This window comes from Salinivibrio kushneri (assembly GCF_027286325.1).
Lineage (GTDB): Bacteria > Pseudomonadota > Gammaproteobacteria > Enterobacterales > Vibrionaceae > Salinivibrio > Salinivibrio kushneri_A.
The window spans coordinates 2,588,651-2,614,155 of the sequence record NZ_CP114588.1 but is presented as its reverse complement, the minus strand read 5'-3'; the positions used below and the strand labels follow the sequence as shown (position 1 = coordinate 2,614,155).

The following is a 25,505-nucleotide window of genomic DNA, read 5'->3' as shown; positions in this document are numbered from 1 at the left end:
GGGGTGAACGACCTTGAATAACACTACTAGGTTTTTTACCCCTAAATTATCAAGTTTTCTATAGGTCACCCCCATGTGGCGCATATCACTAGGGGTTAGTGGCTACTAACAGGCCGCTAGGTAATTAATAATATCTATCTTCTTAACTAGTCCTATCCATGCCTTATGTATCTAAACAAAAATGGTTTGAGTATCGAGAAAGAATTTGGTCGGTCAATCCATCAAAAAACGGATTAAGAACGGGCATACTTAAAGCAATACTCGGTGAGCTGGATGAAATGCTTTGCCGTCACAGAAAGGTGTTTGTATGGCGCTTTGATCTTCACTTGCCATACCCCACTGACAACAACAAGTTGATCACCGACTTCAACCGCAGACTTAGAAAGCGAGCTGAGCGACACTACCAAAGTGAATTTGGCTTTGCGTGGGCGCGAGAGCAGGAAAAAGCCAAGAGCCAGCATTATCACTTTGTGTTGATTCTCAATGGCAGCAAGGTCAATCACTACCACCAGCTAGCAGAATGGGTTAGAGAGATTTGGGAGTACCACGGTTCTGTATTTATTGGTGATGCTGGTGGACTTCATAGCGGTTCGGCTTATCACAATCTTGAACGTGATGATCATGAGGCAATTGACGCAGCAAGCTACCACATCAGCTATCTAGCCAAGCCTAGGGGTAAGGGCTACCGTCCTAAGCAAACCAAAGACTTTGGTTCTTCAAGGCTACGAAACTCAAAGCACTCAAAGCACCGCAGGTGCTAAGTATTGCTAAGGTCATTTAATGATAAGTATGGTCAAGGTAAGTAATGGTAAGGCTGCCAGATCTTAAGTAATCTAAAGGTTGGATGTTTAGTAATGTTTAGGCTAGCTGAGGTTAAGGTAATCGAGGTTGGCGACTACCTTTGCTGATCCTAAGTAACCTGTCGGTGAAATGTTACCGATATGGTAAATCCTAGCATTCACATGCTCTTATAGTTTTTCAACCGCTTGGTAAAAGAAGTAAGCGCCTATCGGCCAACCTAGAAAGGCACTGGCAGAAACAACAAGTGGATCACGTCTAATGAAGAAGCGAAATACAACCTCATAAAAGAAGCCACCGAGCATAAAGAGTAAAATAGGACTGTACCAGTGCGCTTTTTGGAAAAATATAAACATCAGGTAGAACAATGTGATTGAGCCAAAAAGAGTTGAAAGCATCAAGGCTATTTCATATTTTCGACTACTTCCAGAGAAAGAATCGCTATGTTTTATATGGGCGTACAAGAAGCTAAAAAACATTAGCCAGCCCCCAATGACTCCTGATGTCAGATAATCAAACATATATCCTCTTTGTTCTTGTTTGTTCCTGAATTGGGTACATCGTAACTTGTACCTAATATCGGGACAATGTTTAAGTCCCTTAACACCCCACAAAACCTAAAACTGATTGCCTGGCTGAAACAGCAAAGAAATGATCAGGGTTTGACCATGCGCGATTTAGCCGAAAGGCTCGAGGTCTCACACTCTTTTGTTGGGAAAGTCGAGCAGGGTGAAAGGCGTTTAGATGTAGTCGAGTTCATTCAGTACTGTAAGGCGCTCAATGTTTCTCCCCTGACCGGAATACGGCATATCACTTCTGATTAGATTCTCTTACCTTGTAGCTTTTTCTTGTGTGTAACCATGCGTGTCACTAAAGATAGAAAAGGCCTAATCATTCCTGATTAAGCCTTTTAAATTCAATAGTATGAGTGATTTATATCAGTTCATGCCGTATTTTTTCAGTTTCTTACGCAATGTACCGCGGTTGATGCCCATCATGGTGGCTGCGCGGGTTTGGTTACCGCGGGTGTATTGCATGATGGTATCCAGCAGTGGCTGCTCAACTTCTGCGAGGACAAGCTCATACAGATCGTTGACTTCCTGGCCATTCAATTGCGCGAGGTAGTTCTTCAAGGACGCTTTTACAGAGTCACGAAGTGGCTTTTGCGTAATTTGATCTTGTGAAGTTACAGTCGTTACTGTCAATGTTTCGGAAGTCAGGTTTTGTTCGAACATATTCTGTCAGCTCTTCTCGTATTTATGCAACGTTGTCGAAGTAGCCTTGCAGCGCATCGATCTGCTGTGGTGCATCTTCGATTGCGTTGAAGGTGCGGCGAAAGTCGCCAATTTGGTCATGCTCTTTTAGGTACCAGCCCACGTGTTTACGGGCAATACGTAACCCTTTGAGCTCCCCATAAAACTGATGAAGCTCTTGAACATGACCCAACAAAATTGTCCTAACCTCTTCTAGTGAAGGGGCAGGCAAGTGCTCACCTGTGGTGAGATAGTGGTGGATTTCGCGAAAAATCCACGGGCGTCCCTGAGCAGGGCGACCAATCATTACCGCATCCGCGCCCGTGTAGTCGAGGACATACTGGGCTTTTTCTGGTGAGTCAATGTCGCCATTGGCAATCACCGGAATGGATACTGCTGCTTTCGCAGCCTTAATGCTGTCGTACTCTGCTTCACCTTTGTACATACAGGCCCGCGTGCGGCCATGTAGTGCAAGGGCTTGGATGCCACAATCTTCCGCCATCCGGGCGATCTCAACACAATTCTTATTGTCCGGATCCCAGCCTGTGCGCGTTTTGAGTGTTACGGGAACATCCACCGCGTTTACCGTGGCTTTGAGGATTTGCTCAATGAGATCAGGCCGCGTTAGCAAAGCAGAGCCTGCTAACTTTTTGTTGACCTTCTTCACTGGACAACCCATGTTGATGTCAATTATTTGCGCCCCGTTCTCCACACAAAACTGCGCCGCGTCAGCCATAAGCTCGGGTTCAGCCCCCGCGATTTGCACCGAACGCAGACCGGATTCGTCAATATGAACCATGCGCTTTTGCGACTTGTTCGTCCGCCACAACGCTGGATTTGATGACATCATTTCACTGATAGCCATGCCCGCACCATGTGCAAGGCATAACTCACGAAATGGTCTATCCGTCACGCCAGCCATTGGGGCCACGATCAAGGGGACATCCAGGGTGTAGGGTCCGATACGCAAAAGCTCTAAATCCTCTTCAGCCGCTCTGAGTCAGCAAGGGCGCGCATTTTACGCATTTTTTCAGCATCTGAAAAGGACAATATTTGAGCATTGATGGCTTGATTTTTACAGCACTTTTTGTATCTGTGGCGTTTCGCTGATTAATCAAGCAGTTCGGTATGCTCATTGTATAAGCCTGACGCACTGGTGTGGCGAGCGGGTCAGGCTTTACGGACGTTAGTGAGCGGCTTAAGCGGGCAAATCGCCACTTACGCGGCACCACTCTTCGCGCTCGACGATCGGGTCGATAGTGAGCGTGTCACGGTAATGGTTCGCCACATCATCCGCTTGAGTTTCTAGCACGCCAGACATCGCCAGTTGACCGCCGGGTTTGATGAGGCCTTTGATCACCCCGGAGAGTTCACGAAGCGGCCCGGCAAGAATATTAGCCACCACCACATCGGCTTTGAGATCGGCCGGTTGGTCTTTAGGAAGATAAAGATGAAGTTGGTCTGCCACACCGTTGCGCTCCGCGTTGTCTTTGGACGCCAGTAGCGCTTGGGGGTCGATATCAATACCAATCACGCGCTCGGCGCCCAGTTTGATGGCGGCAATCGCGAGAATGCCGGAACCACAGCCAAAATCAATCACGGTTTTGCCGCTTAGATCTAGGCTATCAAGCCATTCCAAGCACAGTGCAGTGGTTGGGTGTGAACCGGTGCCAAAGGCGAGGCCTGGGTCGAGCATCACATTCACTGCATTGTCATCAGGCACCTCACACCAGGTTGGGCAGATCCACAATCGCTCGCCAAATTGAATGGGCTTAAAGTTATCCATCCATGCCCGGGTCCAGTCTTTGTCTTCCAGTTGCTCTACTTTATACGCAAAGTCATCAGCGAGCAGTGGGCTGGCGCTTATGATGGCTAAAACATCGCTCATGTCAGCCTGTGCATCATACAAGGCCATAATATCTGTCTCGCCCCATAAGCGGGTTTCGCCGGGTAAGGGCTCAAAGACAGGTGTGTCTTTGGCATCTAAGAAAGTGACAGATAGGGCGCCCGTTTCTTCCATTAGCAGGTCGCCAATCGCTTCGGCGTTGTCAGACGTTGCATTCAGTTTGAGTTGGATCCAAGGCATGGTATGTCTCGTGTCGGAAAAGGAATAGGGCGATGTTATCAGATCCATACTGTGCCCGCTGCACAAGATGATGACAGCATGATGAGCATTAAGCATGAGTGGAATTTTTTGCAAGTCAGTGCGGGTTTTATGCAAATAGCCCTTTATTTGTTATGGCTATTGATTACATTATTGCTCCGCAGCGATGAGCAAATAAGGCGGTTTTGCTCCCTATAGTCATGGTTAACAAAGGATTTGGAGAATGAGAGACACAGGCCCAGTGACACAAAAAGAGGTGAGATTTGATGGATTAGGGGAGCTGGTGTCGAAAACCGATCTCAATGGCAAAATACAATACGCCAACGATGCCTTTATCGAAATATGTGGGTATAGCCGCGACGAACTCATTGGCAGCGACCACAATATTGTGCGCCACCCTGATATGCCACCGGCCGCGTTCAAGGACCTTTGGCAGACCATTAAGGCAGGTAAAAATTGGCGTGGCATGGTCAAAAACCGCTGTAAAAACGGTGACCATTATTGGGTGAATGCGTTTGTCTCGCCGGTGGTCAAAGAGGGGGAGATTGTCGGGTATCAATCGGTGCGCAGTGAACCAAGCCGCGATGAGGTGACAGACGCTGAAAAGCTTTATCAAACACTAAGACAAGATCCCTCCCGCCCTTTACCTAACGCGCCTTTGTTGCAGCGTATCCAGTTGCGTTGGTTTTTTCATCTTTGTTGCGGGTTGGTGCTGATGCTGTGCACTTTGGGCATGGGGCTGGCGCTCAATCAGGGGCAACCTTATTTGGTTGGCATGCTGGCCGCCGTGTTGCTTATCACCGTGGGCATGACGTGGACGGTGCAAACGCGTGTGATTGGCGCTATTAAAGACACGAGTGAGGCATTAAAGCATCTGGCCTCCGGTAACCTTGTCTCTGGCGATGAGCCCGTTCGCCATGATGAGCTGGGGGAGCTCAACGACAATTACCGGATGGTTAAAGCACGTTTTGGTGCGATCATTGGGCAAGTGGTAGAGAATACGCAAGTGCTCCTCGCGCATGCGGATCATCTGGCGGCGCGCGGCCGCAGTGTGCAAGACAATATGAGCACACAGTCGTCACAGATCACGCATGTTGCCAGTGCGATGACGCAAATGAGTGCCACGATTGAGCAAGTGGCGCAAAACATGAATCGTACGGCCGACATTATCTCCGTTACCCAAGGACGTGCCAGCGATGGTGCTGATGTGGTCGGCCGTGCGACCACCAGTATGACCGCCTTTATCGATGAGCTTGAGCAGACCATTTCACAGATTCAAGCCAGTGCAGAGGAGAGTCAAAAAATCACCAAAGTGACGCAAACCATCAGTGAGATTGCCGAGCAAACCAACTTACTGGCTTTAAACGCGGCCATTGAGGCAGCAAGAGCAGGTGAGCAAGGGCGAGGCTTTGCTGTGGTTGCTGATGAAGTCAGAAACCTCGCTCAGCGTACACAAGCGGCGACGTGTGACATTAAAGCCATGCTTGAGGGCTTACAGACCGGCATTCATCATTCATCTGAGCGGGTGCTCAGTAACAACCAAATGGCGCAAGAAACCCTAGCGGTGGTGGCGGAGTCTCGCGCGGTGCTGGCCGACATCTTTGAGAAAGTCAATCAAGTGAAATCGATGGGCAGTGAAGTGGCCACCGCGGCGGGCGAGCAGGCCAATGTGACCAAAGACATGAGTGAGTCGGTGGAACAAATAAACGGACAAAGTCACACAGCCAGTGAGCAGGCCACGCAAACGGCAGATATTGCGGCGCAACTGATGAGTCAATCGCTGTATCTAAAAGATACCTTGAATGATTTTAAACTGGCCGGCCAGGTGGGAGATAAAAGGCCTGCCAAGGTTTAAGCTCCCTCGCGTGACAATCTCACTAAAGCAGGGACAAAAAACCGCCGATTAACGGCGGTTTGGTTGCTAGCTTTGGTGGCGTGGCCTTGGTTATAGCCAACGGCATGATTACGACAAGCCGAGCTTTTTCTCGAGATAATGAATGTTGGCACCACCGTGTTGGAAGTGCTCGTCGTTCATAATATCGAGCTGGAGAGGGATGTTGGTTTTAATACCATCAATCACGGTTTCAGCCAAGGCGTTACGCATACGTGCAATCGCGACGTCACGGTTCTCACCGTAACAGATAAGCTTGCCGACCATGGAGTCATAGTGGGGCGGTACTTGATAGCCCGCGTACACGTGTGACTCCCAACGCACGCCCATCCCGCCAGGCGAGTGGAAACGTTCAATCTTGCCTGGGCTGGGGATAAAGCGCTCTGGATCTTCAGCGTTAATCCGGCACTCCACCGCGTGGCCGCGAATTTGAATGTCGTCTTGGGTGAACGATAGTGGCTGACCTGCCGCAATGCGGAGTTGCTCTTTGACCAGGTCAATGCCGGTCACCATTTCGGTGACGGGGTGCTCGACCTGAATGCGGGTGTTCATCTCAATAAAGTAGAACTCGCCGTTTTCATATAAGAACTCAAAGGTGCCCGCTCCGCGATAACCAATCTCAACACACGCGCGACAGCAGCGTTCACCAATGAATTTACGCATTTCAGCAGTGATACCTGGGGCTGGTGCTTCTTCAACGACCTTTTGGTGACGGCGCTGCATCGAGCAGTCGCGTTCACCAAGATGGATCGCACCGCCTTGACCGTCGGCTAAGACCTGCACTTCGACATGGCGAGGGTTCTCAAGGAATTTTTCCATGTAAACCATGTCATTGCTAAATGCAGATTTGGCTTCGGCGCGAGTCATCGCAATCGCATCGATAAGCTCTGCTTCAGAGCGCACCACACGCATACCTCGGCCACCGCCGCCACCGGATGCTTTGATGATCACCGGATAGCCAATACGTTTGGCGATGGTTTTGTTTTTTTCCTGATCGCTACCTAGCGGGCCGTCTGAACCAGGGACGCAGGGGACACCTGCTTTTTTCATCGCTTCAATGGCCGACACCTTATCGCCCATCAAACGGATGGTGTCAGCTTTGGGGCCGACAAAGACAAACCCTGAACGCTCAACCTGCTCGGCAAAGTCAGCGTTTTCGGATAGGAACCCGTAACCTGGGTGGATCGCCACCGCACCGGTGATTTCAGCGGCGCTGATGATGCGAGGAATATTCAGGTAGCTTTGGTTACTTGGTGCAGGGCCGATACATACGGTTTCATCGGCTAACAACACGTGTTTAAGATCGCGGTCAGCGGTCGAGTGCACCGCGACGGTTTTAATCCCCAGCTCTTTGCACGCACGCAAAATGCGCAGTGCAATTTCACCGCGGTTAGCAATAACAATTTTATCTAACATGCGCCCTCGCTTATTCGATGATCACGAGTGGTTCGTCGAATTCAACGGGCTGACCGTCTTCACATAGAATCGCTTTGACCACACCGCTCTTGTCGGCTTGGATTTGATTCATCATCTTCATCGCTTCGACAATACACAGGGCATCGCCTTCATTGACCTGGGTGCCCACTTCAACAAAAGGTGACGACTCTGGGCTTGGTGCACGATAGAAGGTACCGACCATCGGTGAAAGAACCTGATGCCCACTCGGTTTTGGTGCGCTTGCAGGTTCCGCTGCCGATGCTTCAGGGGCGGCTGGCGCTGGTGCAGGCGCTGCTGGTGCCGCGTATTGCGGGGCAACCATTTGCGCAGGCGCAGCAGGGGAAGAGCGACTGATACGAACGGACTCTTCGCCTTCAGCAATCTCTAGCTCGGAGATGCCAGACTCTTCAACAAGCTCGATCAGTTTCTTAATCTTACGGATATCCATGATAGGTCTCTTCTTTATGTTTTGTTTTACTCAGCCGCAAACGCTAAATGACGCGCGGCCGCTGTTAAGGCGAATTCATAACCATCAGCACCAAAGCCGCTGAGCACCCCGACGGCTTTGTCCGAAAAGTACGAGTGATGCCGGAAGGGCTCACGCGCGTACACATTCGACAAATGCACTTCGATAAAAGGGATGTTGACCCCTAATAGAGCGTCACGCAGGGCGACAGAGGTATGGGTCAGTGCTGCTGGGTTGATAATGATAAAGTCCACGGTCTCCATCGCTTGGTGGATTTTATCAATGAGGCTAGCTTCGCTATTGGATTGAAAGTGTTCAAGACTGAGACCCAAGGTAGCGGCTTGTGCCTCTAAGCCCGCCATGATTTGGCTGAGGGTTTGGGCACCGTAATGCTCGGGCTCACGTTTGCCAAGCAAATTAAGGTTTGGGCCATTTAAAACTAAAACTTGGTTTCTTGTAGACATCTTGACGCTTACTTCTCCTATTCGCTGTAATTGTGCAGCTTAATGCGGATTCCAGCCAGTGGGCATGTTATGACGGTGCATACCATGCAAATTTTTCCCTACTGACAGCAATTATAGAGACTTCAGCGCAAATCGCAGCAAAATACTGGTCTAATCAGCACACTTTGTCTTTTTGCTATCACAAAATGGTGGGTGACGGGCGGTTTGAAGCAGGGTAATACTTCATGTCCCTACTTTTTGTGTGATTGCCGGGGATGAAAAGAGTTCCGTTTACCCTGTGTCGGGGATCAAAAAAGCCGCCCGAAGGCGGCAAAGGTTGCTAAGCAATCTTTCGTTAGGGTTAGACCACACTTTCTTTTTCTGCGATAAGCTTATCGACCACACTAGGATCGGCCAAGGTGGAGGTGTCGCCAAGGCTGCCGGTATCACCGGTGGCGATTTTGCGCAGAATACGACGCATGATTTTTCCTGAACGGGTTTTAGGCAGAGCATCCGTCCAGTGGATGAAATCGGGTGTCGCAATCGGGCCAATTTCTTTACGTACCCACTCTTTGACTTCCTTGTGGAGTTCGGCGCTGGGCACTTCACCCGCATTAAGGGTGATGTACGCATAGATCGCTTGGCCTTTGATATCGTGTGGCACACCAACTATCGCTGCTTCGGCAATTTTATCGAATGCGACGAGCGCCGACTCGATCTCTGCCGTCCCCATACGGTGTCCCGAGATATTGAGGACATCATCGACACGGCCGGTTATCCAGTAATACCCATCTTCATCACGACGAGCCCCGTCACCGGTAAAGTACATGCCTTTAAAGGTGGAGAAGTAAGTTTGTTCGAAGCGGTCATGGTCGCCAAATACGGTACGCATCTGTCCGGGCCACGAGTCAAGCATCACGAGGTTACCCTCGGTGGCACCGTCGAGAATATTGCCCATATTGTCGACCAAAGCAGGCTGTACGCCAAAGAAAGGACGGGTTGCTGAGCCTGGCTTCAACGCAGTGGCGCCGGGGAGCGGGGTGATCAAGATCCCGCCGGTTTCTGTTTGCCACCAGGTGTCGACAATCGGACAGGCTTGGTTCCCTATGGTGCTGTGGTACCACTCCCAAGCCTCTGGGTTGATGGGTTCACCCACCGAGCCCATGATCCGCAGTGAATCGCGTTGAGTGCCAGCGACCGCTTCGTTGCCTTTTGCCATCAATGCGCGAATCGCTGTGGGCGCGGTGTAAAGAATATTGACTTGGTGCTTATCGACCACTTCGCTCATTCGTGCCGTGCTTGGATAAGTCGGGACGCCTTCAAATAAGATTGTCTTTGCGCCATTGGCAAGCGGGCCATAGACGAGATAGCTGTGACCGGTAATCCAGCCGACATCGGCGGTACACCAGAATACCTCGCCATCTTGATAATCGAAAACATACTTAAAGGTCATCGCCGCGTAGGCCAAGTACCCACCGGTGGTGTGCAGCACGCCCTTGGGGGTGCCTGTTGACCCCGATGTATACAGGATAAACAAAGGGTCCTCGGCTTTCATCTCTTCGGCGGGGCAGTTGTCTGACACCTTTGCGGCAGCCTCGTGCCACCAAACATCACGATGATTGTGCCAGTCAATGTCTCCCCCTGTACGTTGGTACACCACCACTTTTTCAATCGATTTCACTTTAGGGTTTGCCAGGGCATCATCGACATTTTTCTTCAGGGGAACCGCACGACCACCACGTATCCCTTCATCAGCTGTCACCACCACTTTGGCATTGGAGTCAATAATCCGGCCTGCCAGTGCTTCGGGAGAAAAGCCACCAAACACTACGGTATGCACCGCACCGATACGGGCACAGGCCAGCATCGCGACCGCCGCTTCCATCACCATTGGCATGTACAGGCACACCACATCACCTTTTCTTACGCCGTTGTCTTTTAATACGTTGGCAAACTGGCATACCTGCTGGTGGAGTTGGTTGTAGGTGAGCGTGGCATCGTCTTTTGGATCGTCGCCTTCCCAAATCAAGGCCACCTGATCGCCTCGTGCGTTGAGGTGGCGATCGATGCAGTTGGCTGCGACGTTGAGTGTGCCATCTTCAAACCAGCGAATATCCACGTGGCCGGTATCAAACGAGGTGTGTTTGACTTTGGTATAAGGCTTCATCCAATCAAGAATTTGCCCGTGCTCACGCCAAAAGCCTTCTGGGTCGGTCACTGACTGCTGATAGAGTGCTTGATACTTGGCTTCATCCGCGTGTGCCTTTTGTGCAATTGAAGGCATGACGGGGTATACGTGACTATCGCTCATCCTGTTTCTCCTCGTGTCCGCGATGCTCCACGCGGCGCTTCCATGTCATGAGATGTCAGGCGCTACCGCTGCCTGGCAAACGAAAACCATGCAGTAAAGGTGTGACATATCGGGGCTTCCGACAATTAGACTTTAGGATGACCCCATTGATTTTTAAGCGATTTGTGCAGTTGTCAGGCCAGATAGTGGGGGCTGGATCCCACTTTGTCTTTGCCTTAACGCGCAAGCAGCCGCATCAATGCGTTATTTGGATCGCAGCATTGGCATGTCACCTTGGGTAAGGCGGACATAAATCAATGCTGCGGCGAGTGCATCATCTAATGCATTATGCCGAGCCGGCAAAGGGACATCGAGATGGCGACTAATGGCTTCCATGCTGATGTCGTGATAGGCATTGGGTAGCAGGCGCTCGAGTTTGCGTTGATAAATATCACTGACTTCAATCAGAGGGTTGGGGAGCGGAAAGCCGAGAAAATGGCGTGCGTAGCGATCGAGAATACTTTTATCATAACGGATGTGATAGCCGACCAATGGATGGTTTCCAATAAAGTCGACCAGCGCGGTGATTGCTTGCTCTGCCGTGACACCATGAACCAGATCTTGGTGGCGTAGGTGGTGAATTCTGACCGAACCGGCATTCAGGCTCTCTGGTGCGGCCAGTGTCAAGGTGAGAGCGTGACTGGTGAGGATCCGGTTGCCTTTGATCGGGGTGGCCGCAATCGTAACCAGTTCCGCACGATGCGGATCCAAGCTGGTTGTTTCACAGTCGAGGGAAATCAGTGTGCTTGAATCGGGGGGCAGAAATAAGTCCCGATAGGGTGAATGCCGTAAACGATGACGGTACCAATGCCGAGTGAGCCAATTCAAGTTAGTCCCTCACGTGATAATGGAAAGCGAGTGACTCTTTGAACTTTTTCACCACATGCAGCCCGTGGCGCAGCAAGTCGCGCTCACTCGAGGGGAGGTGAGCCACGTCGAGATAGTTGCTTTGTGGTTCGCCGCTCAATTGTTGCCTTAAACGTAAGCGGATAAATAGCTTCAAGGCTTCGGAGAGGTTTTCTGCCGTTTCTTCCGCAAGCGCCCCCAGGTTGGCAAGCTGCTCCAGCCGCTCAAAGGTGTTGGTGTGGCGCACGCCCTTTTCTAAACTCATGGTTCTCACGCCATGAACGATGGGGAAAATCCCCCCTTTTTTGATATCCAGCCCTTCTTTACTGCTTTTGAGGGAGCCAAACACGGTTAAGGGAACACGAAAGGCTAGCGCAGGCCGGACAAAGGTGTTGAGCGTCAACATATTGTCGGTCAACGTTTCGTTGAGTGGGGTTTGGATCGCATCAATCAAACTCAGATCGCCGGCGATCGGCTGGCTGTCAGCGAGGATCGCCAAGTCCATGACGCTTTGATGGTTGGCGCTTTGTGCTAGATTTCGCACGGTTTGCTGCCATTGTGTGGCGGTTTTCACCCACTTGGGATTACTGACCATCACGTGACCCGGACAAGGCGGATAACCGAGTTGATAGAGCGTGTGTGAAAAGGTTTCCATCACTTGTTGGCAATCGGGCCAGTTGAGATCGTCGGCGAGAATCAAGGCGTTGTCTTGGTCGGTTTTAAGCACTTGCTCGCCGCGGCCTTCTGAGCCCATTACTACGAGGCAGCACTGGCTTTGGTAAGCTTCGGGCACCAGCAACCGGAAGGCTTTTTCCATGATTTGTTCATTCACAGTGGCGATGAGCTGCATCACAAAGCGGGTATGAATGCCATTGTTAAACAAGGTGTGTACCAGCTTGCTCTGGCTGTTTGCAGCGATCACTAGTTCGTCAATGGTTTGTGCGCGGGCAATTTGTAAGTTGAGTACGTGAGAGTGAGTCGAGAACAGGCTCAATACTTGAGGAAGATCGAGCATGCCTGCGGTCTTACCTTCCCCATCGACGACTCGAACACGTTTTACGCGCTGACGTGTCATCTTAATCATGGCGTGAAAGAGAAAATCACCGTGCTCCACACTGATCACTGGGCGTGTGGCTACTTCACCCACCGGAACGGATTGATCATAGCCCTCGAGGACGAGCGCATGGAGCAAGTTGGTGCGCGTAATAATCCCGCATTCGCCATTTTCATAGTCGACCAAGGCGCAGTCGCAGCGCTCGGCTTTCATCTGAGCGGTGGCAACATGCAGTGGTACGTCGGGGGCGACACACAACGCAGGTTGAATATTGCTGTCATCAATCCGAGTGAGCATAAACTCGGCCAAGTTTTGCTGCTGACGAGCTTGCACCATCAGCGTTTGTCGGCGCTGAAGGTTGGTATCAAAGTAGCCTCGAAACGCGTCATTATGATGATAAATGGCGAGGAACACATCGGCGGGTAGCAGATGGCAGAGGGTATCTTCTAGCGCACGGTATCGATGTTTGGCGGTGCCATTAAGCAGTGCTGGCACGTCAAATAAGTCGTCGGTGGTATAATGAGAAAATACTTCCTTACCGTCTTCTGACACTTCTTCTACGCTGCCTTTAATAATGATAAAGAGCTGCTCGCCAGTATCACCGGGCTGGATCAAGGTATCGCCACGGCGAAAGTAGGCGACGTCGAGTGCTTGGCGGCATTGTTTGACTTGTGATGCGGTTAGGCAGTCAAAGGGCGCATGAGAGGTGTCAAAAGGTTCAGGCATAGTCGCACTCCTCACTGTGATAGTCACAGTGTGTCTCACCCTTTTCGATCTCGCTAGCCGACTTTAGTCTAGCCTGGGACGTATACGGATTAGCCGCCACCATGCGTTTGTCGACAATCATGGCGCACGTGTCTTTTTTTCCTCGCACAGAGCTGCGACACTTAGCGGGTATCTATCTTAATGTGAAGTAATGAGATGACCTTAACCCAATGTTCCCCGTTTCGCTGGCTGTCAGAGTACTTTGGCGGTTTCTTTTTTTCCTATGGTGTGTATCTGCCGTTTTGGGCGGTTTGGTTTGAGTATCTTGGTCTCAATTCAGGTGTGATCGGCACCTTGATTGGGCTTGGTTTTGCAACCCGTTGTGTGGCTAACTTAGTGTTCACACCGCGCGTACAACAGGTTGAAGCCTTGCTGCCCGCCCTGAGAGTGTTGACGCTCATGGCGTTAGTGACGTGTGTGTTGCACCCCTTAATGGGGGCCAATGTATGGTGGCTGGCTTTGGTGACCGTGTTATTTAATCTTGCCATTGGGCCCTCCGTCCCGTTGTCAGATGCACTCGCCAACTATTATGCGCGCCATAAAGTTATCGACTATGGTCGAACCCGCCTCTGGGGATCGATAGCCTTTATTGTTGGGTCGAGTTTGACCGGATGGCTGGTGACCGAGCAATCGGCGGCAATTATTCCCTGGGTCGCGATTGGCGGCTTGTCTGCCTGTTTGTTACTGACCTTGCGTCGACCGACATTGATGCCACAAAGCGAGCGCGATATGACTAATAGCAAAGTCTCTATGCGTCAGCTTTTCCGCGACCGTCAGGTGATCGTGTTCTTGTTGATTGCTTCCCTGCTGCAAGGCAGCCACGCAGCGTACTACAGCTTTAGTGCGATCTACTGGAAGCAGGCTGGATATAGCGAGAGCATTGTAGGCTATTTGTGGAGCCTCGGGGTGGTGGCGGAAGTGGCCGTCTTTGCCCTGGGTGCGCGGCTTTTTAATGGCTGGTCATCAAAAGCCTTGTTCCAATTGGCGGCTGTGGGGGTATTGCTGCGCTGGGGGATCACAGGGACAACGACCGCCGCGGTGCCTGTGATACTGGTGCAACTGCTTCATGGTATTACGTTTGCCGGTGCGCACCTTGGCGCGATGCAGTACATTCAGCGCGAGTGTGGGGCGCGATTGGTGGCCACGCAAGCGGCTTATAATGCGTTACCAATGGGCGCAGTGGTGGCGGCGCTGACCACAGCAAGCGGGTGGATTTATGCCGTATCGCCTTCTGGCACTTTCTATACCATGGCACTGCTTGCGTTGCCTGTTTTTGTTTTACCACTGCGTGAACCGGCATTTTGGCGTGCCAAGCAAGCTAAGGTGTCATAAACAGGCCTGAGCTGTAATAAAGCACGTTTCGGCTTGCAGTAAAGTTAGCTAAGGTGCCCACAAAGCGAATACGAGACGATTGAGTGGGCGCCGATACCGTGTTACACCCAGCTCAAGGATTCGGCAAAGGATTGCGTCAGGAAGGGAGCCATGACACAAGGCTGGGTAATTGTCTCTGTTTCACTGCTTTATATGGGCGCACTGTTCGCGATTGCTTGGTATGGTGATCGTCAACCGCGCTGGTTACGCTCATGGCGTCCGTGGATTTATAGCCTTTCTATCGCGGTGTATTGCACCTCTTGGACCTTTTTTGGCACGGTTGGCCAAGCGTCCAGTTCACCATGGTCATTTCTCCCGATTTATCTTGCCCCTATCCTGGTGTTTACCCTTGGGTGGCGTTTTCTTGCCCGAATGATCTTGATCGCCAAGCGCGAGCACATTACCTCTATTGCCGACTTTATTGCGGCGCGATATGGCAAGTCGCAGGGCTTAGCGGTGATGGTGACCTTGATTGCGGTGGTGGGTGTGCTGCCCTATATCGCGCTGCAACTGCGTGGTATCGCCATGGGGCTCGATGTTCTGTCGCCAGAGCTGGGGCAAAGCATTGGTTTGGCACAGCCCCAAATCGCCTGGCTCGTGTGTATCTCCTTGGCCGCATTTACCGTGTTATTTGGTACGCGTCATATCGACAGTACGGAACACCACCGAGGGATGATGATGGCGGTCGCTTTTGAGTCGATCGTCAAGTTGGTCGCGTTTCTTGGGGTGGGGATCTTTGTGGTGTGGCTGTTATTCCAAGCGCCCAGCTTGCCCGTGAGTCTTGAGGACTCTGGCGTGATTGGTCGCCCAGATGTGGGCAGCTTAATCATTCATACCTTGCTCACAGGGGCCGCGATCATTTGCTTGCCGCGCCAGTTTCACACCATGGTGGTGGAGAATACGCGCGCGAGTGATTTGAATACGGCACGTAAAGTCTTCCCGACCTATTTATTGCTGATGTTGATTTTTGTCCTGCCCTTGGCGTATGCCGGCCAAGCTTTGTTACCTGGGGCACCTGCTGATACGTATGTGATTCGGTTGCCGTTATCGGTAGGGGCTGAGGGGATGGCGCTACTGGCTTTCATGGGTGGGGCATCGGCTGCCAGCGGGATGGTGATTGTTTCAACCATTGCGTTGGCGATCATGGTATCTAATGACTTGGTGATGCCGCTTTTATTGCGGCGAATGAAGCTTAAATCCCGAAACTTTGCGCAGTTCTCTGGATTGTTACTTAATGTTCGACGTGCGCTGATCTTTTTGATCTTAATTGCAGCGTGGGGCTTCTATCATCTCATCCTCACTGTGCCCACATTGTCGGAAATCGGCTTTCTCTCCTTCGCGGCCATCGCCCAGTTTGCCCCTGCGATGATTGGTGCCTTGTACTGGCGTCAAGGCAACAAAAAAGGCGTCTATGCTGGCTTGTTGATGGGGTTTTCACTGTGGTTGGTGACCATGATGACCCAAACTGGCATGCTAGCAGGAGACGGGCAGTCTAACCTTTTGATTTGGCTTATCACTCCTCCCGCTTTTTCACCGTTTACCCACCTCAATACCGTGGATTGGGGGCTGGCATTTAGTGTGTTGATGAACGCCCTTAGCTTTGTGGTGGTTTCTTTACTCACGCGACCGTCACTCAGTGAGCGGTTACAGGCCGCTGCGTTTGTGGGTATGCCACTGCCGGAAAACGATGATGCGCGCTTGTATCAAAGCCGTGTCACCGTGGCGGAGCTGGAAATGCTCGCGGCACGCTTTGTAGGTCGCCGGCGCATGCGCCAGGCGTTTAGCCAATTTGCGGAGCAGCGTGGGGAGGAGTTAATGCCCCAGCAACAAGCCAGCGCACCGCTGATCCGTCATACCGAGCGAGTATTGGCTGGGGTATTTGGTTCGTCATCGGCACGCTTAGTCCTTTCATCCGCCCTTCAGGGGCGCAACATGCAATTGGAAGAAATTGCCACCATTGTCGATGAAGCCTCTGAGCTATTTGATTTCTCGCGGGGGTTACTGCAGGGAGCGATTGAGCATATCAACCAAGGGATCTCAGTGGTCGATAAGCAACTGCGGCTGGTGGCGTGGAATCAGCGATATATTGATATGTTTCAATTTCCACCCGGACTCATCCAGGTCGGACGACCAGTCGCCGACTTAATCCGATTCAATGCTCAGCGCGGACTCTGTGGGCCGGGTGATCCGGAGGAGCATGTCAGCAAGCGGGTGATGCACTTAACGCGGCGAAAGCCGCATACATCCTCTCGCGTGCATCCAGACGGACGAGTGATTGAGCTGCAGGGCAACCCGATGCCAGGTGGCGGCTTTGTCATGACCTTTACCGATATCACCGCGTTTCGGGATGCGGAAGCGGCGCTCAAGCAGTCCAATGAAACCCTTGAAGCGCGGGTGACCGAGCGAACACGGGAATTGGAGCGACTAAATAGCCGATTGATTGATGCCACACGCAAGGCTGAATCCGCCTCACAGTCGAAGAGTCGCTTTTTGGCCGCGGTCAGTCACGATTTGATGCAGCCACTTAACGCTGCACGTTTGTTTGCTTCGTCACTCAGTGAGATGGCAGCAAACCGAGAGACTGAAGCCGTTGCTCAGCACATAGAAAGCGCACTAGAAAGTGCGGAAGTGTTGATTGGTGATTTGCTCGATATCTCGCGCCTGGAGTCGGGCAAAATGAAAGCACGTATTGAGACGTTTGCACTTAGTGAGGTGTTTCATGCGCTAGAGGCGGAGTTTGGCGTACTGGCTCGCCGCCAGGGGTTGGACTTTCGCGTTGTGACCAGCCAGGTGTTTGTCCAGTCTGATAAGAACTTGCTGCGCCGGGTACTGCAAAACTTTTTGACCAATGCCTTTCGCTACAATCCTGAGGGCCGAGTGTTGTTAGGTGTGCGACGGGCAGGGCGCGACTACCGCATTGAGGTGTGGGACGATGGCGACGGGATACCTGTCGATCGTCAGCAAGATATCTTTCAAGAGTTCACACGCATTGATCATGAAGGCGCCGAGCAGGGATTGGGCTTAGGGCTGGCGATCGCGAAGGGCATTAGCCAAATCCTTTCTCAGCCTCTGGCGTTGAAATCCTGGCCGGGGCGGGGCACGGTGTTCTCGATGACAGTGAATGCGAGTCAAGCGGAAAAGGTCGAACCAAGTCCTGTGGCGCCTACCACCTCTTCGGCGCGAGAGCTCGAAGGGTGCCGTGTCTTATGTGTGGACAATGAGCAAGACATCTTGGATGGCATGGCACAGCTTTTATCACGATGGGGATGTGACGTTCGCTGCGCCCCCGACGTGAGTGGTGCGATCAAGACGATCGGCGACCAATGGCAGCCTGAGTTTGTACTGAGTGACTATCACTTAGCGAACCAACAAACGGGGTTACAAGTGCTACAACAATGCCAATTGAAATTAGGGTGCTGCTTTCAGGGGGTGATCATCAGTGCTGATCGCAGCACCGAGACACAACAGGCCGTGACTGGACTAGGCTTTATGTATCTCTCTAAACCCGTCAAGCCGCTTAAGTTGCGTGCATTATTACAACAGCGAGGAAAACGATGACCCCTTTTACCCTACCGCGCCTCGAAACAGATGTGGGTATTGTTAAAGTGGCAGGGCACTTTAACCCTGTCGATGGGCATATTGAGGTTGATGAATTGGCACGCCTAGATGGTGATGGGTGGGCGGATGTGAGTCATTGGCTGACAGAACAAGCTTATGAAAACAAAATCGCCACCATCGTGGCGGCGATCCGAACATCGTTGATGTCACTTGACGCTTGAATGCCAGCTGTCTCACGTTATGACGCATCTTGAGCCTGTTGGTGCTCGGTATAAAACGTTTTATGTTCGATAAAGGTCACTGGCGTTTCTGCATAATAGTGGCTCCCCTCCATACTCACGGCCAGGCGGATTTGGCTTTCCTCGCTGCGTGGTACTGGCAGAGAGACCGTCCAGGTCATGCCTTTTTCATCGCGGATTTGCATGGTTTGTGGTGCGATGTCTGTTAGGCCAATTTGTGCGCCTTCCAAAGGCAGTTCGCTGACCAACCTTAGCGTTAGCTGGTTGTTTTGGACGCCTTGCGATTCCAGTTTGAGTTTCATATCGCCATTTTCAAGCTGACAAAAGCCACTGGTATAGCGACAGTTAGAACGGACCGCAAGCGGGTAGCTTTGCCCTGGCTGAGCGGCTTTTGGCGGCTCAGACACACTGGCATCGACGGCAAAATAGGCGATCACTGCTAACACTGGCGCAACCAGCATCGCAATAACCACATGTTTATTGGTGAGTAAACGCGTGACCGTTGACATCATGCCTCTCCTTGGCTGGAAGTAACCAACAGTATAAAAGCCCCCGCAGGGGCTTGATAGATTAACACGGGATTAGTGTGATTGCGCATCACCCGCTCCAGATGGCATGCGAACGTGCTCGACCAAATCTTGTACCTCTTGCGGGGTTTCTTTGGTCAGGCGCGAGACAATGATCGCCACGGCAAAGTTGCACACTGCCCCTACCGCCCCAAAAGCGTTTGGTTCGATGCCCAGTATCCAGTTGCTACCGAGGCTTTCTAAGTATGTCCAGTCAGAGATAAACAAAATCCCCTTGTGTTGGAATACGTAGAACAGGGTGACACTGATCCCCGCGACCATACCGGCAATCGCCCCTTCTTTGTTGATGGTTTTGGTGAAGATCCCCATCATCAGCACCGGGAAAATCGATGATGCGGCCAAGCCGAACGCCAGTGCCACCGTCCCGGCTGCAAAGCCTGGTGGGTTGAGCCCCAAATAGCCTGCGCCAGCAATCGCTAATGCCATGGATATCCGGCTCGCCAGCAGTTCGCCTTTTTCGCTGATATTCGGATTGACGACCCCCTTTATCAAGTCATGGGATATTGCCGACGATATAGCAAGCAACAACCCAGCCGCGGTCGACAAGGCAGCGGCTAAGCCACCGGCAGCCACCAGCGCAATCACCCAATTAGGGAGCTTGGCGATTTCAGGGTTTGCTAGCACCATGATGTCACGGTCAACGCGTAGCTCGTTGGTTTCAGCGTTCGACGTGTATTGGATCTTGTCGTCACCGTTTTTGTCCTCAAAGCCCAGTAGTCCAGTGGTCTCCCAATTTTTAAACCAGTCAGGACGCTGATCGTAGGCAAGGTTGTCACCGTTAGGCAGATTCACCGTGTCCATCAGGTTCAAGCGAGCCATTGCTGCTACCGCGGGGGCTGAGGTGTACAAGATGGCGATAAAGAACAGTGCCCAACCAGCGGATGTACGAGCATCACGCACCTTAGGAACGGTAAAGAAGCGGATAATGACGTGCGGTAAACCGGCCGTACCTATCATCAGTGACATGGTATAGGCAAACATGTTAAGTGTGCTACCCCGCACCGCGGTGGTGTATTCGACAAAGCCGAGTTCGGTCACCACCTGATCAAGTCGGTCGAGCAAGTATTGATCCGTCCCCGCCATGGTGCTACCTAAGCCAAGCTGTGGGAATGGGTTACCCGTCAGTTTGAGGGAGATGAAGATTGCGGGAATAGTGTAAGCCAAAATGAGCACGCAATACTGAGCAATTTGGGTGTAAGTAATGCCCTTCATCCCGCCCATCACGGAATACATAAAGACAATGACCATACCGATTAATAGCCCGGTGGAGTAGTCAACCTCTAAGAAGCGCCCAAAGGCGACCCCGACCCCTTTCATCTGGCCGATAACATAAGTTACCGAGGCGATGATCAAACAAACGACGGCAACAATGCGCGCGGTTTTTGAGTAGAAGCGCTCACCGACAAACTCTGGCACGGTAAATTTGCCAAACTTACGTAGGTAAGGAGCGAGCAACAGTGCGAGGAGCACGAAGCCGCCAGTCCAGCCCATCAAAAAGACCGAGCCCCCATAGCCCATAAACGCGATTAAGCCGGCCATAGAAATGAACGAGGCCGCTGACATCCAGTCGGCAGCGGTCGCCATCCCGTTCGCCACCGGATTGACCCCGCCACCGGCAACATAGAACTCTTTGGTGGAGCCTGCGCGTGCCCAGATCGCAATCCCGATATACAGTGCGAACGTGAACCCGACAACAATATAAGTAATGGTTCTTAAATCCATGTGTTAGTCCTCTTACTCGTCGTCCACGCCGAACTCGCGATCGAGTTTGCGCATTTGTTTGGCATACACGAATATGATGCCGAGGAAGGTATAAATTGATCCCTGCTGAGCAAACCAGAACCCAAGTTTGTAGCCACCAATTTGAATAGTATTGAGGGCATCCACGAATAAGATCCCACAGCCGAATGAGACAACAAACCAGACAATCAGCAGACTGATCATCAGTTTTACGTTTCTGTCCCAGTAGGCTTTCGCGTGTTCCTTGCTTTGAAACGCCATCGCCTTCTCCTTGTTTAGCACGTTAATGGAATGTTACTTGAAGACGATAGCAGGGGATGGAAGAAGCGACATTGCAACTTTAGTCGAGCGCAGTAAGCGGTAATGAGCGGAAAAAGCAGGGTTTTTGTGAGCTAGGCACGGCTGGCTCGGGTTGAGCCAGCCAAGCCTTGCGCCAAAGGTCTAACTAAGGTGATAAAACTTTTGGATACCTTCAAGTAAATTAGCAACGGCGACGGAGGCTAGGATCAGCCCCATGACGCGGCTGATAATCGACGCCCCCACATTCCCAATCACTTTGTGAATGACATTGGCCCCAAGGAGTAAGACCAAGGTCGCGACCAAAACAAAAAACATCACCCCAGCGGTCACTGCTTGTTCAGCGATGGCATATCGATTGTTATCTGTGAGCATGACCACGGCCATCATGGCACCGGGGGAAGCAATGGAAGGGACGGCGAGTGGATACACTGCGGTGGCGGCAATTTCTGCTTTATCAACGTCTTCACTCAGCATTTTGGCTTCTTGGCCGGGTTTTCCTTCACCGAAAATCATGGTGAGGGAAAACAATAGCAATACCAAACCACCGGCCGCTTGGAATGCGGGTAACGGGATTTGCATGGCTTCGAGCAAAATCTGACCGACAATTAAAAAGAACAGTAAAATAGCAAATGCAATCGCCACGGCTTTCACCGCGACGCGGCGCTTTTGTTTGGCGGACATGTGGCTGGTTTGTGACAGATAAATGGGCACGCTACCGACAGGGTCGATCACGGCCCATAAAATCACGAATTGCGTAGCAAGAATACTTAACATAGGCGCTCCAAAGTCGGTGTCTGGGGCGCTAGCGTATCAAAGTTCTATATTAGATTGCTGCAATAAAATCACCGCCTGAGTGCGGTTCTTTACCCCTAACTTGCGAAAGATGGCAGTCATGTGGGCTTTAATGGTCGCTTCGGAAACCGCCAGGTCGTAGGCGATTTGTTTGTTCAATAGACCATCGCAAAGCATTCGCAACACTTTGTACTGCTGTGGGGTCAGTGTGGCGAGTTTGTCAGATAAGCTATCGCTCTCATCGTCTTCGCCGAGATTATCAGGAAAGCAGGGAGTGCCTTCAAGCACTTGGGTTAGCGACTGTACCAATGCACGCATATCGCTGGATTTAGGGATAAAGCCAAAGGCACCATGAGCGCGTACCTGGCGGATCACGCTCGGTTCTTCACTGGCAGAGATCACCACAATTGGCAGGGTAGGGTACTGGTGACGCAGCGCAATTAAGCCAGACATGCCATTGGCGCCAGGCATTTTTAGGTCGAGTAGCACTAAGTCGACCTCAGCATCTCGGGCTAAGATCTGATTTAGACTATCTAAGCTGTCTGCTTCTAGCAGGTTGGCACCGCTTATTGCCATATGTACCGACTGAAACAAAGCATTTCGAAACAGTGGATGATCATCGGCAATAACGATGGTGTGTTGCGCTTCCATAATGCGGCTATCTTTCCCTTTGTTTGCAATAAAGCTACCACCAGATATGGGGTTTATCAATTTTGTAACAAGAGAACTAAGAGATTGATCATTACTCGCTTTTTACTTCATGGATTAATCCATGCTGGCGCAGGTGAGTCATAAAAGCTTGAGGTGTCAAAAAACCGGTAATGCGGGCTGTCGCATTAATCTTTCCATTAGGCAACCAAAAGTCGAGTGTGGGTAGCCCGGCCACGTCTTGGTTGCGCATCAACGCAAAATCTTCAGGACGGTTATTACTCAGGTTCACTTTAATGCGGTGCATGTGGCTAAGCTGCTGAGCGACAGCCGGATCAGTGAAGGTTTTTTGGGTGAATTGTTTGCACGGGATGCACCAATCGGCGTAGTAATCAACTAAAGCGATTTGTTGATTAGCAGCAGCGCTAGCGAGCTCTGCATCAAGTGTTTCTTGCGAGTTGACGGTGATAAATGCCGGTGCGGAATGAGAGGCTGTCGGTGGTGCGGTGGCTTGTTGTGAGCGAACGATATAAAGCGCACTGGCGCCCAGTGCGATAATCAACAATCCAGCCGTCAGTGCAAAGCGGCGACCCTGTCTCATACGTTTTCCCTTTCATGCTAATAGGATGAGTATACACACATACCATGACTCATTTCGAAAAAGGAAATGATGAGATCAAGATGCTCTCACGCCGTGAGGCACTGCCACATCAGTGACAGCACCTAGCTTAATATTAGGCGCGTTTTTTTGCGCGCCCCTGCACGGCTTTAAAACGCGGATTGGTTTTACAGATAACAAATGTACGTCCGCGACGACGGACAACCTGACAATCAGGGTGACGCTGGCGGGCGCTTTTTAGTGAGTTAACGACCTTCATGATCTCTCCTTTTGGCTGCCACCAATTTGGCCAAACTTGCGCGCAAAGTTGGCGGCGCGCCCCTCTTTATTGGCAGCGCGTTGTTTACCTGTGTACACCGGGTGTGAGGCGCTCGAGATATCCAGTGGGTAGTAGGGGTAGGTTTTGCCATCTTGCCATTCGATGGTGCGTGATGTCTGCAAGGTTGAGCCGACAATAAAATAGGCGTCAACGCTGGTGTCATGAAAAACAACAGGGCGGTACTCGGGATGGATATTGGCTTGCATAATAACTCTCCTTTAATTGTTACGATATAACATAACAATTAAAGGAGAGGATGAAAAGTCCATCAACGTCCAGGTTAAAGATCTCATTTCCCGAACTTTTTGTTGTCAGTTCGCGAAAAGTGTTACTTTTTCTTACCTGAATCAACATGCGCGTTACGGTACCTGGTTAGGATTTGGCCATGGTGCTGAGCGCGGTTGCTCACATCTCCCACCAAGGATGGTGCTTATCGGTGGTGGTAAGCGGACGGAGGAATCGTCATATCGTATCTACGCCCCAATACGCCATGTGCGTGCCATAAGACAATGAATGCATGTCAACGGACGTATGGGGACGTCTATCCAAAGTAGGAGAAAGTTATGTTCTTGGTTGAGTTATTAGTGGTACTCAGCTGCATCTTGATTGGTGCCCGTATCGGTGGCATTGGTTTAGGTGTAATGGGCGGGGTCGGGCTCGCGGTACTCAGTTTTGGTTTCGGTTTGCAACCCACGCATCCACCTATCGACGTGTTACTGATGATCATGGCGGTGGTCGCCGCCGCAGCAACCATGCAGGCGGCTGGCGGTTTGGATTTTTTAATTAAAATTGCCACCAATATTTTACGTAAAAACCCACGTCACATTACCTTTGTTGCCCCGTTAGTGACGTATGTCTTCACCATGATGGCGGGAACTGGACACGTTGCCTATTCGGTCTTACCTGTTATCGCGGAAGTCAGTCGTAAAAGTGGCATTCGTCCAGCGCGCCCGTTAGGGATGGCGGTCATTGCCTCACAATTTGCGATTGTGGCCAGCCCCATCGCCGCCGCCGTGGTGGCTTGTGTGGCCTTTTTGGAGCCGCAGGGCATTACCCTTACCGATGTGCTGTCGGTCACCATTCCTAGCACCTTTATCGGCCTTGCTTTGGCGTGTGTGATCGTTAATAAGCTCGGTAAAGAGCTCAAAGACGACCCAGAGTATCAACGCCGCCTGCAAGACCCCGACTTTCGCCGTGAAATGGAAGCCGATTTGGCGGTGGAAGAGATCCAAGTCACACCGGAGGCAAAAAAATCGGTGGGTCTGTTTCTATTCGGCGCGTTAGCGGTCGTCGTCATGGGGGCATTCCCTACCTTGCGCCCCGCCTTTGATGGTGAGCCGATGGGCATGGCGCATACCATTGAAATCGTGATGCTGTCAGTCGGTGCACTGATCATTTTGACTTGTAAGCCGGATGGTAATGCGATTAGCCAAGGCTCGGTGTTCCATGCCGGTATGCGTGCCATTGTCGCTATCTTTGGTATTGCCTGGCTAGGTGATACCTTGATTGCTGGCCATGGTGAGATGGTGAAAGAGGCGGTGTCTGGCTTGGTTGAGATGGCACCGTGGACATTCGCGTTTGCTCTGTTTGCCTTGTCAGTAATGGTGAACAGTCAAGGGGCGACGACAGCCGTCTTGGTGCCTGTGGCGATTACCTTGGGGCTACCACCTTCGATGATCATTGCGACCTTTGTGGCAGTGAATGGCTATTTCTTTATTCCCAACTACGGCCCTATCATTGCCTCTATCGACTTTGACCGCACCGGCACCACGCGGATTGGTAAGTACATTTTTAATCACAGCTTTATGGCACCAGGCTTGCTGAGTATGGTGTTCAGTATCGCTTGTGGGTTGCTGATTACGCAGGTGTTGTAACGGCAATGGATGGTATAAAAGAAGGGCGCTGTCAGCGCCCTTTGTTGTCTC

The 25,505-nt window shown here is 51.4% G+C and carries 25 protein-coding genes; 7 read left to right on the top strand and 18 right to left on the bottom strand.

Features of this window, described 5'->3' with window-relative positions; translation table 11 throughout:
* Positions 1-158: 158 nt before the first annotated feature.
* The gene (locus N8M53_RS11995) at positions 159-761 is read left to right on the top strand and encodes a YagK/YfjJ domain-containing protein (protein WP_077774026.1); all 603 of its coding nucleotides are present in this window, start codon (positions 159-161) and stop codon (positions 759-761) included.
* A 207-nt stretch (positions 762-968) separates the two neighbouring features.
* On the opposite strand, the gene N8M53_RS11990 is transcribed toward N8M53_RS11995, so the two are convergent.
* A complete protein-coding gene (locus tag N8M53_RS11990; RefSeq protein WP_077774025.1) occupies positions 969-1,319 on the bottom strand; it encodes a hypothetical protein in 351 nt (116 codons plus the stop codon).
* A 66-nt stretch (positions 1,320-1,385) separates the two neighbouring features.
* Here N8M53_RS11990 and N8M53_RS15780 point away from each other — a divergent pair, with 66 nt between their 5' ends.
* Positions 1,386-1,622 (top strand): helix-turn-helix domain-containing protein, encoded by a 237-nt coding sequence (locus N8M53_RS15780; protein WP_077774024.1) that lies wholly within the window; start codon positions 1,386-1,388, stop codon positions 1,620-1,622.
* Between the two features lie 114 nt (positions 1,623-1,736).
* Here the strand turns inward: N8M53_RS15780 and fis are convergent, their stop codons facing one another.
* The 3 genes from fis to prmA form a co-directional block, all read right to left on the bottom strand.
* On the bottom strand, positions 1,737-2,033 hold the full coding sequence (gene fis, locus N8M53_RS11985) for a DNA-binding transcriptional regulator Fis (protein WP_021024113.1): 297 nt from the start codon (positions 2,031-2,033) through the stop codon (positions 1,737-1,739).
* 22 nt (positions 2,034-2,055) lie between these two features.
* Entirely contained in the window at positions 2,056-3,021 is a 966-nt protein-coding gene (gene dusB / locus N8M53_RS11980; RefSeq protein WP_077668553.1) for a tRNA dihydrouridine synthase DusB, read from the bottom strand.
* A 228-nt stretch (positions 3,022-3,249) separates the two neighbouring features.
* On the bottom strand, positions 3,250-4,137 hold the full coding sequence (gene prmA / locus N8M53_RS11975; protein WP_269578943.1) for a 50S ribosomal protein L11 methyltransferase: 888 nt from the start codon (positions 4,135-4,137) through the stop codon (positions 3,250-3,252).
* 241 nt (positions 4,138-4,378) lie between these two features.
* Between prmA and N8M53_RS11970 the strand changes: the two genes are divergently transcribed.
* Positions 4,379-6,010: a methyl-accepting chemotaxis protein gene (locus tag N8M53_RS11970; RefSeq protein ID WP_269578942.1), complete on the top strand. Its 1,632-nt coding sequence runs from the start codon at positions 4,379-4,381 to the stop codon at positions 6,008-6,010.
* Between the two features lie 108 nt (positions 6,011-6,118).
* On the opposite strand, the gene accC is transcribed toward N8M53_RS11970, so the two are convergent.
* The 6 genes from accC to N8M53_RS11940 form a co-directional block, all read right to left on the bottom strand.
* Positions 6,119-7,462, bottom strand: coding sequence for an acetyl-CoA carboxylase biotin carboxylase subunit (gene accC / locus N8M53_RS11965; RefSeq protein ID WP_269578941.1), 1,344 nt, complete (start codon positions 7,460-7,462; stop codon positions 6,119-6,121).
* A gap of 10 nt (positions 7,463-7,472) precedes the next feature.
* Positions 7,473-7,931, bottom strand: a complete 459-nt coding sequence (gene accB, locus N8M53_RS11960; RefSeq protein WP_269578940.1) for an acetyl-CoA carboxylase biotin carboxyl carrier protein — start codon at positions 7,929-7,931, stop codon at positions 7,473-7,475.
* 26 nt (positions 7,932-7,957) lie between these two features.
* Positions 7,958-8,413: a type II 3-dehydroquinate dehydratase gene (aroQ, locus tag N8M53_RS11955; RefSeq protein WP_269578939.1), complete on the bottom strand. Its 456-nt coding sequence runs from the start codon at positions 8,411-8,413 to the stop codon at positions 7,958-7,960.
* A gap of 340 nt (positions 8,414-8,753) precedes the next feature.
* Positions 8,754-10,703 carry an acetate--CoA ligase gene (gene acs, locus N8M53_RS11950; RefSeq protein ID WP_269578938.1) on the bottom strand — a complete coding sequence of 650 codons (1,950 nt, stop codon included), beginning with the start codon at positions 10,701-10,703 and terminating at the stop codon, positions 8,754-8,756.
* A 243-nt stretch (positions 10,704-10,946) separates the two neighbouring features.
* A complete protein-coding gene (locus tag N8M53_RS11945; RefSeq protein WP_269578937.1) occupies positions 10,947-11,570 on the bottom strand; it encodes a 3'-5' exonuclease in 624 nt (207 codons plus the stop codon).
* Between the two features lies 1 nt (position 11,571).
* The gene (locus N8M53_RS11940) at positions 11,572-13,368 is read right to left on the bottom strand and encodes a DUF294 nucleotidyltransferase-like domain-containing protein (RefSeq protein ID WP_269578936.1); all 1,797 of its coding nucleotides are present in this window, start codon (positions 13,366-13,368) and stop codon (positions 11,572-11,574) included.
* 195 nt (positions 13,369-13,563) lie between these two features.
* Here N8M53_RS11940 and N8M53_RS11935 point away from each other — a divergent pair, with 195 nt between their 5' ends.
* The 3 genes from N8M53_RS11935 to N8M53_RS11925 all read left to right on the top strand — a co-directional run bounded on the left by N8M53_RS11935 (position 13,564) and on the right by N8M53_RS11925 (position 18,557).
* The gene (locus N8M53_RS11935; protein ID WP_269578935.1) at positions 13,564-14,739 is read left to right on the top strand and encodes a 3-phenylpropionate MFS transporter; all 1,176 of its coding nucleotides are present in this window, start codon (positions 13,564-13,566) and stop codon (positions 14,737-14,739) included.
* A gap of 150 nt (positions 14,740-14,889) precedes the next feature.
* Positions 14,890-18,336, top strand: a complete 3,447-nt coding sequence (locus N8M53_RS11930; RefSeq protein ID WP_269578934.1) for a hybrid sensor histidine kinase/response regulator — start codon at positions 14,890-14,892, stop codon at positions 18,334-18,336.
* Positions 18,333-18,557, top strand: a complete 225-nt coding sequence (locus N8M53_RS11925; protein WP_269578933.1) for a hypothetical protein — start codon at positions 18,333-18,335, stop codon at positions 18,555-18,557. The genes N8M53_RS11930 and N8M53_RS11925 overlap by 4 nt, the downstream gene beginning before the upstream one ends.
* A 17-nt stretch (positions 18,558-18,574) precedes the next feature.
* Here the strand turns inward: N8M53_RS11925 and N8M53_RS11920 are convergent, their stop codons facing one another.
* The 8 genes from N8M53_RS11920 to N8M53_RS11885 form a co-directional block, all read right to left on the bottom strand.
* Positions 18,575-19,087: a hypothetical protein gene (locus N8M53_RS11920; RefSeq protein ID WP_269578932.1), complete on the bottom strand. Its 513-nt coding sequence runs from the start codon at positions 19,085-19,087 to the stop codon at positions 18,575-18,577.
* A gap of 69 nt (positions 19,088-19,156) precedes the next feature.
* A complete protein-coding gene (locus tag N8M53_RS11915; RefSeq protein ID WP_269578931.1) occupies positions 19,157-20,884 on the bottom strand; it encodes a sodium:solute symporter family protein in 1,728 nt (575 codons plus the stop codon).
* Positions 20,885-20,896: 12 nt separating this feature from the next.
* The gene (locus N8M53_RS11910; RefSeq protein WP_046074540.1) at positions 20,897-21,163 is read right to left on the bottom strand and encodes a DUF4212 domain-containing protein; all 267 of its coding nucleotides are present in this window, start codon (positions 21,161-21,163) and stop codon (positions 20,897-20,899) included.
* A gap of 180 nt (positions 21,164-21,343) precedes the next feature.
* The gene (locus tag N8M53_RS11905; protein WP_269578930.1) at positions 21,344-21,976 is read right to left on the bottom strand and encodes a MarC family protein; all 633 of its coding nucleotides are present in this window, start codon (positions 21,974-21,976) and stop codon (positions 21,344-21,346) included.
* A gap of 36 nt (positions 21,977-22,012) precedes the next feature.
* Complete coding sequence (locus N8M53_RS11900) at positions 22,013-22,645, bottom strand: response regulator (protein WP_269578929.1); 633 nt, start codon at positions 22,643-22,645, stop codon at positions 22,013-22,015.
* A 91-nt stretch (positions 22,646-22,736) separates the two neighbouring features.
* Complete coding sequence (locus N8M53_RS11895) at positions 22,737-23,243, bottom strand: thioredoxin fold domain-containing protein (protein ID WP_269578928.1); 507 nt, start codon at positions 23,241-23,243, stop codon at positions 22,737-22,739.
* A 133-nt stretch (positions 23,244-23,376) separates the two neighbouring features.
* Positions 23,377-23,520, bottom strand: a complete 144-nt coding sequence (gene ykgO, locus N8M53_RS11890) for a type B 50S ribosomal protein L36 (protein WP_269578927.1) — start codon at positions 23,518-23,520, stop codon at positions 23,377-23,379.
* A complete protein-coding gene (locus N8M53_RS11885) occupies positions 23,517-23,786 on the bottom strand; it encodes a type B 50S ribosomal protein L31 (protein WP_269578926.1) in 270 nt (89 codons plus the stop codon). The genes ykgO and N8M53_RS11885 overlap by 4 nt, the downstream gene beginning before the upstream one ends.
* Before the next feature lie 357 nt (positions 23,787-24,143).
* On the opposite strand from N8M53_RS11885, the gene N8M53_RS11880 reads away from it, so the two are divergent.
* Complete coding sequence (locus tag N8M53_RS11880) at positions 24,144-25,454, top strand: anaerobic C4-dicarboxylate transporter family protein (RefSeq protein ID WP_269578925.1); 1,311 nt, start codon at positions 24,144-24,146, stop codon at positions 25,452-25,454.
* Positions 25,455-25,505: the final 51 nt, after the last annotated feature.

Excerpts from the sequence above, each read along its gene's own strand:
- N8M53_RS11935 (WP_269578935.1), top strand. The coding sequence starts at position 13,564 with ATGACCTTAACCCAATGTTCCCCGTTTCGCTGGCTGTCAGAGTACTTT.
- N8M53_RS15780 (WP_077774024.1), top strand. The coding sequence starts at position 1,386 with ATGTTTAAGTCCCTTAACACCCCACAAAACCTAAAACTGATTGCCTGG.
- N8M53_RS11925 (WP_269578933.1), top strand. The coding sequence starts at position 18,333 with ATGACCCCTTTTACCCTACCGCGCCTCGAAACAGATGTGGGTATTGTT.
- aroQ (WP_269578939.1), bottom strand. The coding sequence starts at position 8,413 with ATGTCTACAAGAAACCAAGTTTTAGTTTTAAATGGCCCAAACCTTAAT.
- acs (WP_269578938.1), bottom strand. The coding sequence starts at position 10,703 with ATGAGCGATAGTCACGTATACCCCGTCATGCCTTCAATTGCACAAAAG.
- N8M53_RS11920 (WP_269578932.1), bottom strand. The coding sequence starts at position 19,087 with ATGATGTCAACGGTCACGCGTTTACTCACCAATAAACATGTGGTTATT.
- N8M53_RS11930 (WP_269578934.1), top strand. The coding sequence starts at position 14,890 with ATGACACAAGGCTGGGTAATTGTCTCTGTTTCACTGCTTTATATGGGC.
- fis (WP_021024113.1), bottom strand. The coding sequence starts at position 2,033 with ATGTTCGAACAAAACCTGACTTCCGAAACATTGACAGTAACGACTGTA.
- ykgO (WP_269578927.1), bottom strand. The coding sequence starts at position 23,520 with ATGAAGGTCGTTAACTCACTAAAAAGCGCCCGCCAGCGTCACCCTGAT.
- N8M53_RS11900 (WP_269578929.1), bottom strand. The coding sequence starts at position 22,645 with ATGGAAGCGCAACACACCATCGTTATTGCCGATGATCATCCACTGTTT.
- N8M53_RS11990 (WP_077774025.1), bottom strand. The coding sequence starts at position 1,319 with ATGTTTGATTATCTGACATCAGGAGTCATTGGGGGCTGGCTAATGTTT.
- N8M53_RS11940 (WP_269578936.1), bottom strand. The coding sequence starts at position 13,368 with ATGCCTGAACCTTTTGACACCTCTCATGCGCCCTTTGACTGCCTAACC.
- N8M53_RS11895 (WP_269578928.1), bottom strand. The coding sequence starts at position 23,243 with ATGAGACAGGGTCGCCGCTTTGCACTGACGGCTGGATTGTTGATTATC.
- prmA (WP_269578943.1), bottom strand. The coding sequence starts at position 4,137 with ATGCCTTGGATCCAACTCAAACTGAATGCAACGTCTGACAACGCCGAA.
- N8M53_RS11880 (WP_269578925.1), top strand. The coding sequence starts at position 24,144 with ATGTTCTTGGTTGAGTTATTAGTGGTACTCAGCTGCATCTTGATTGGT.
- accB (WP_269578940.1), bottom strand. The coding sequence starts at position 7,931 with ATGGATATCCGTAAGATTAAGAAACTGATCGAGCTTGTTGAAGAGTCT.
- N8M53_RS11970 (WP_269578942.1), top strand. The coding sequence starts at position 4,379 with ATGAGAGACACAGGCCCAGTGACACAAAAAGAGGTGAGATTTGATGGA.
- N8M53_RS11885 (WP_269578926.1), bottom strand. The coding sequence starts at position 23,786 with ATGCAAGCCAATATCCATCCCGAGTACCGCCCTGTTGTTTTTCATGAC.
- N8M53_RS11910 (WP_046074540.1), bottom strand. The coding sequence starts at position 21,163 with ATGGCGTTTCAAAGCAAGGAACACGCGAAAGCCTACTGGGACAGAAAC.
- N8M53_RS11995 (WP_077774026.1), top strand. The coding sequence starts at position 159 with ATGCCTTATGTATCTAAACAAAAATGGTTTGAGTATCGAGAAAGAATT.
- N8M53_RS11905 (WP_269578930.1), bottom strand. The coding sequence starts at position 21,976 with ATGTTAAGTATTCTTGCTACGCAATTCGTGATTTTATGGGCCGTGATC.
- accC (WP_269578941.1), bottom strand. The coding sequence starts at position 7,462 with ATGTTAGATAAAATTGTTATTGCTAACCGCGGTGAAATTGCACTGCGC.
- N8M53_RS11915 (WP_269578931.1), bottom strand. The coding sequence starts at position 20,884 with ATGGATTTAAGAACCATTACTTATATTGTTGTCGGGTTCACGTTCGCA.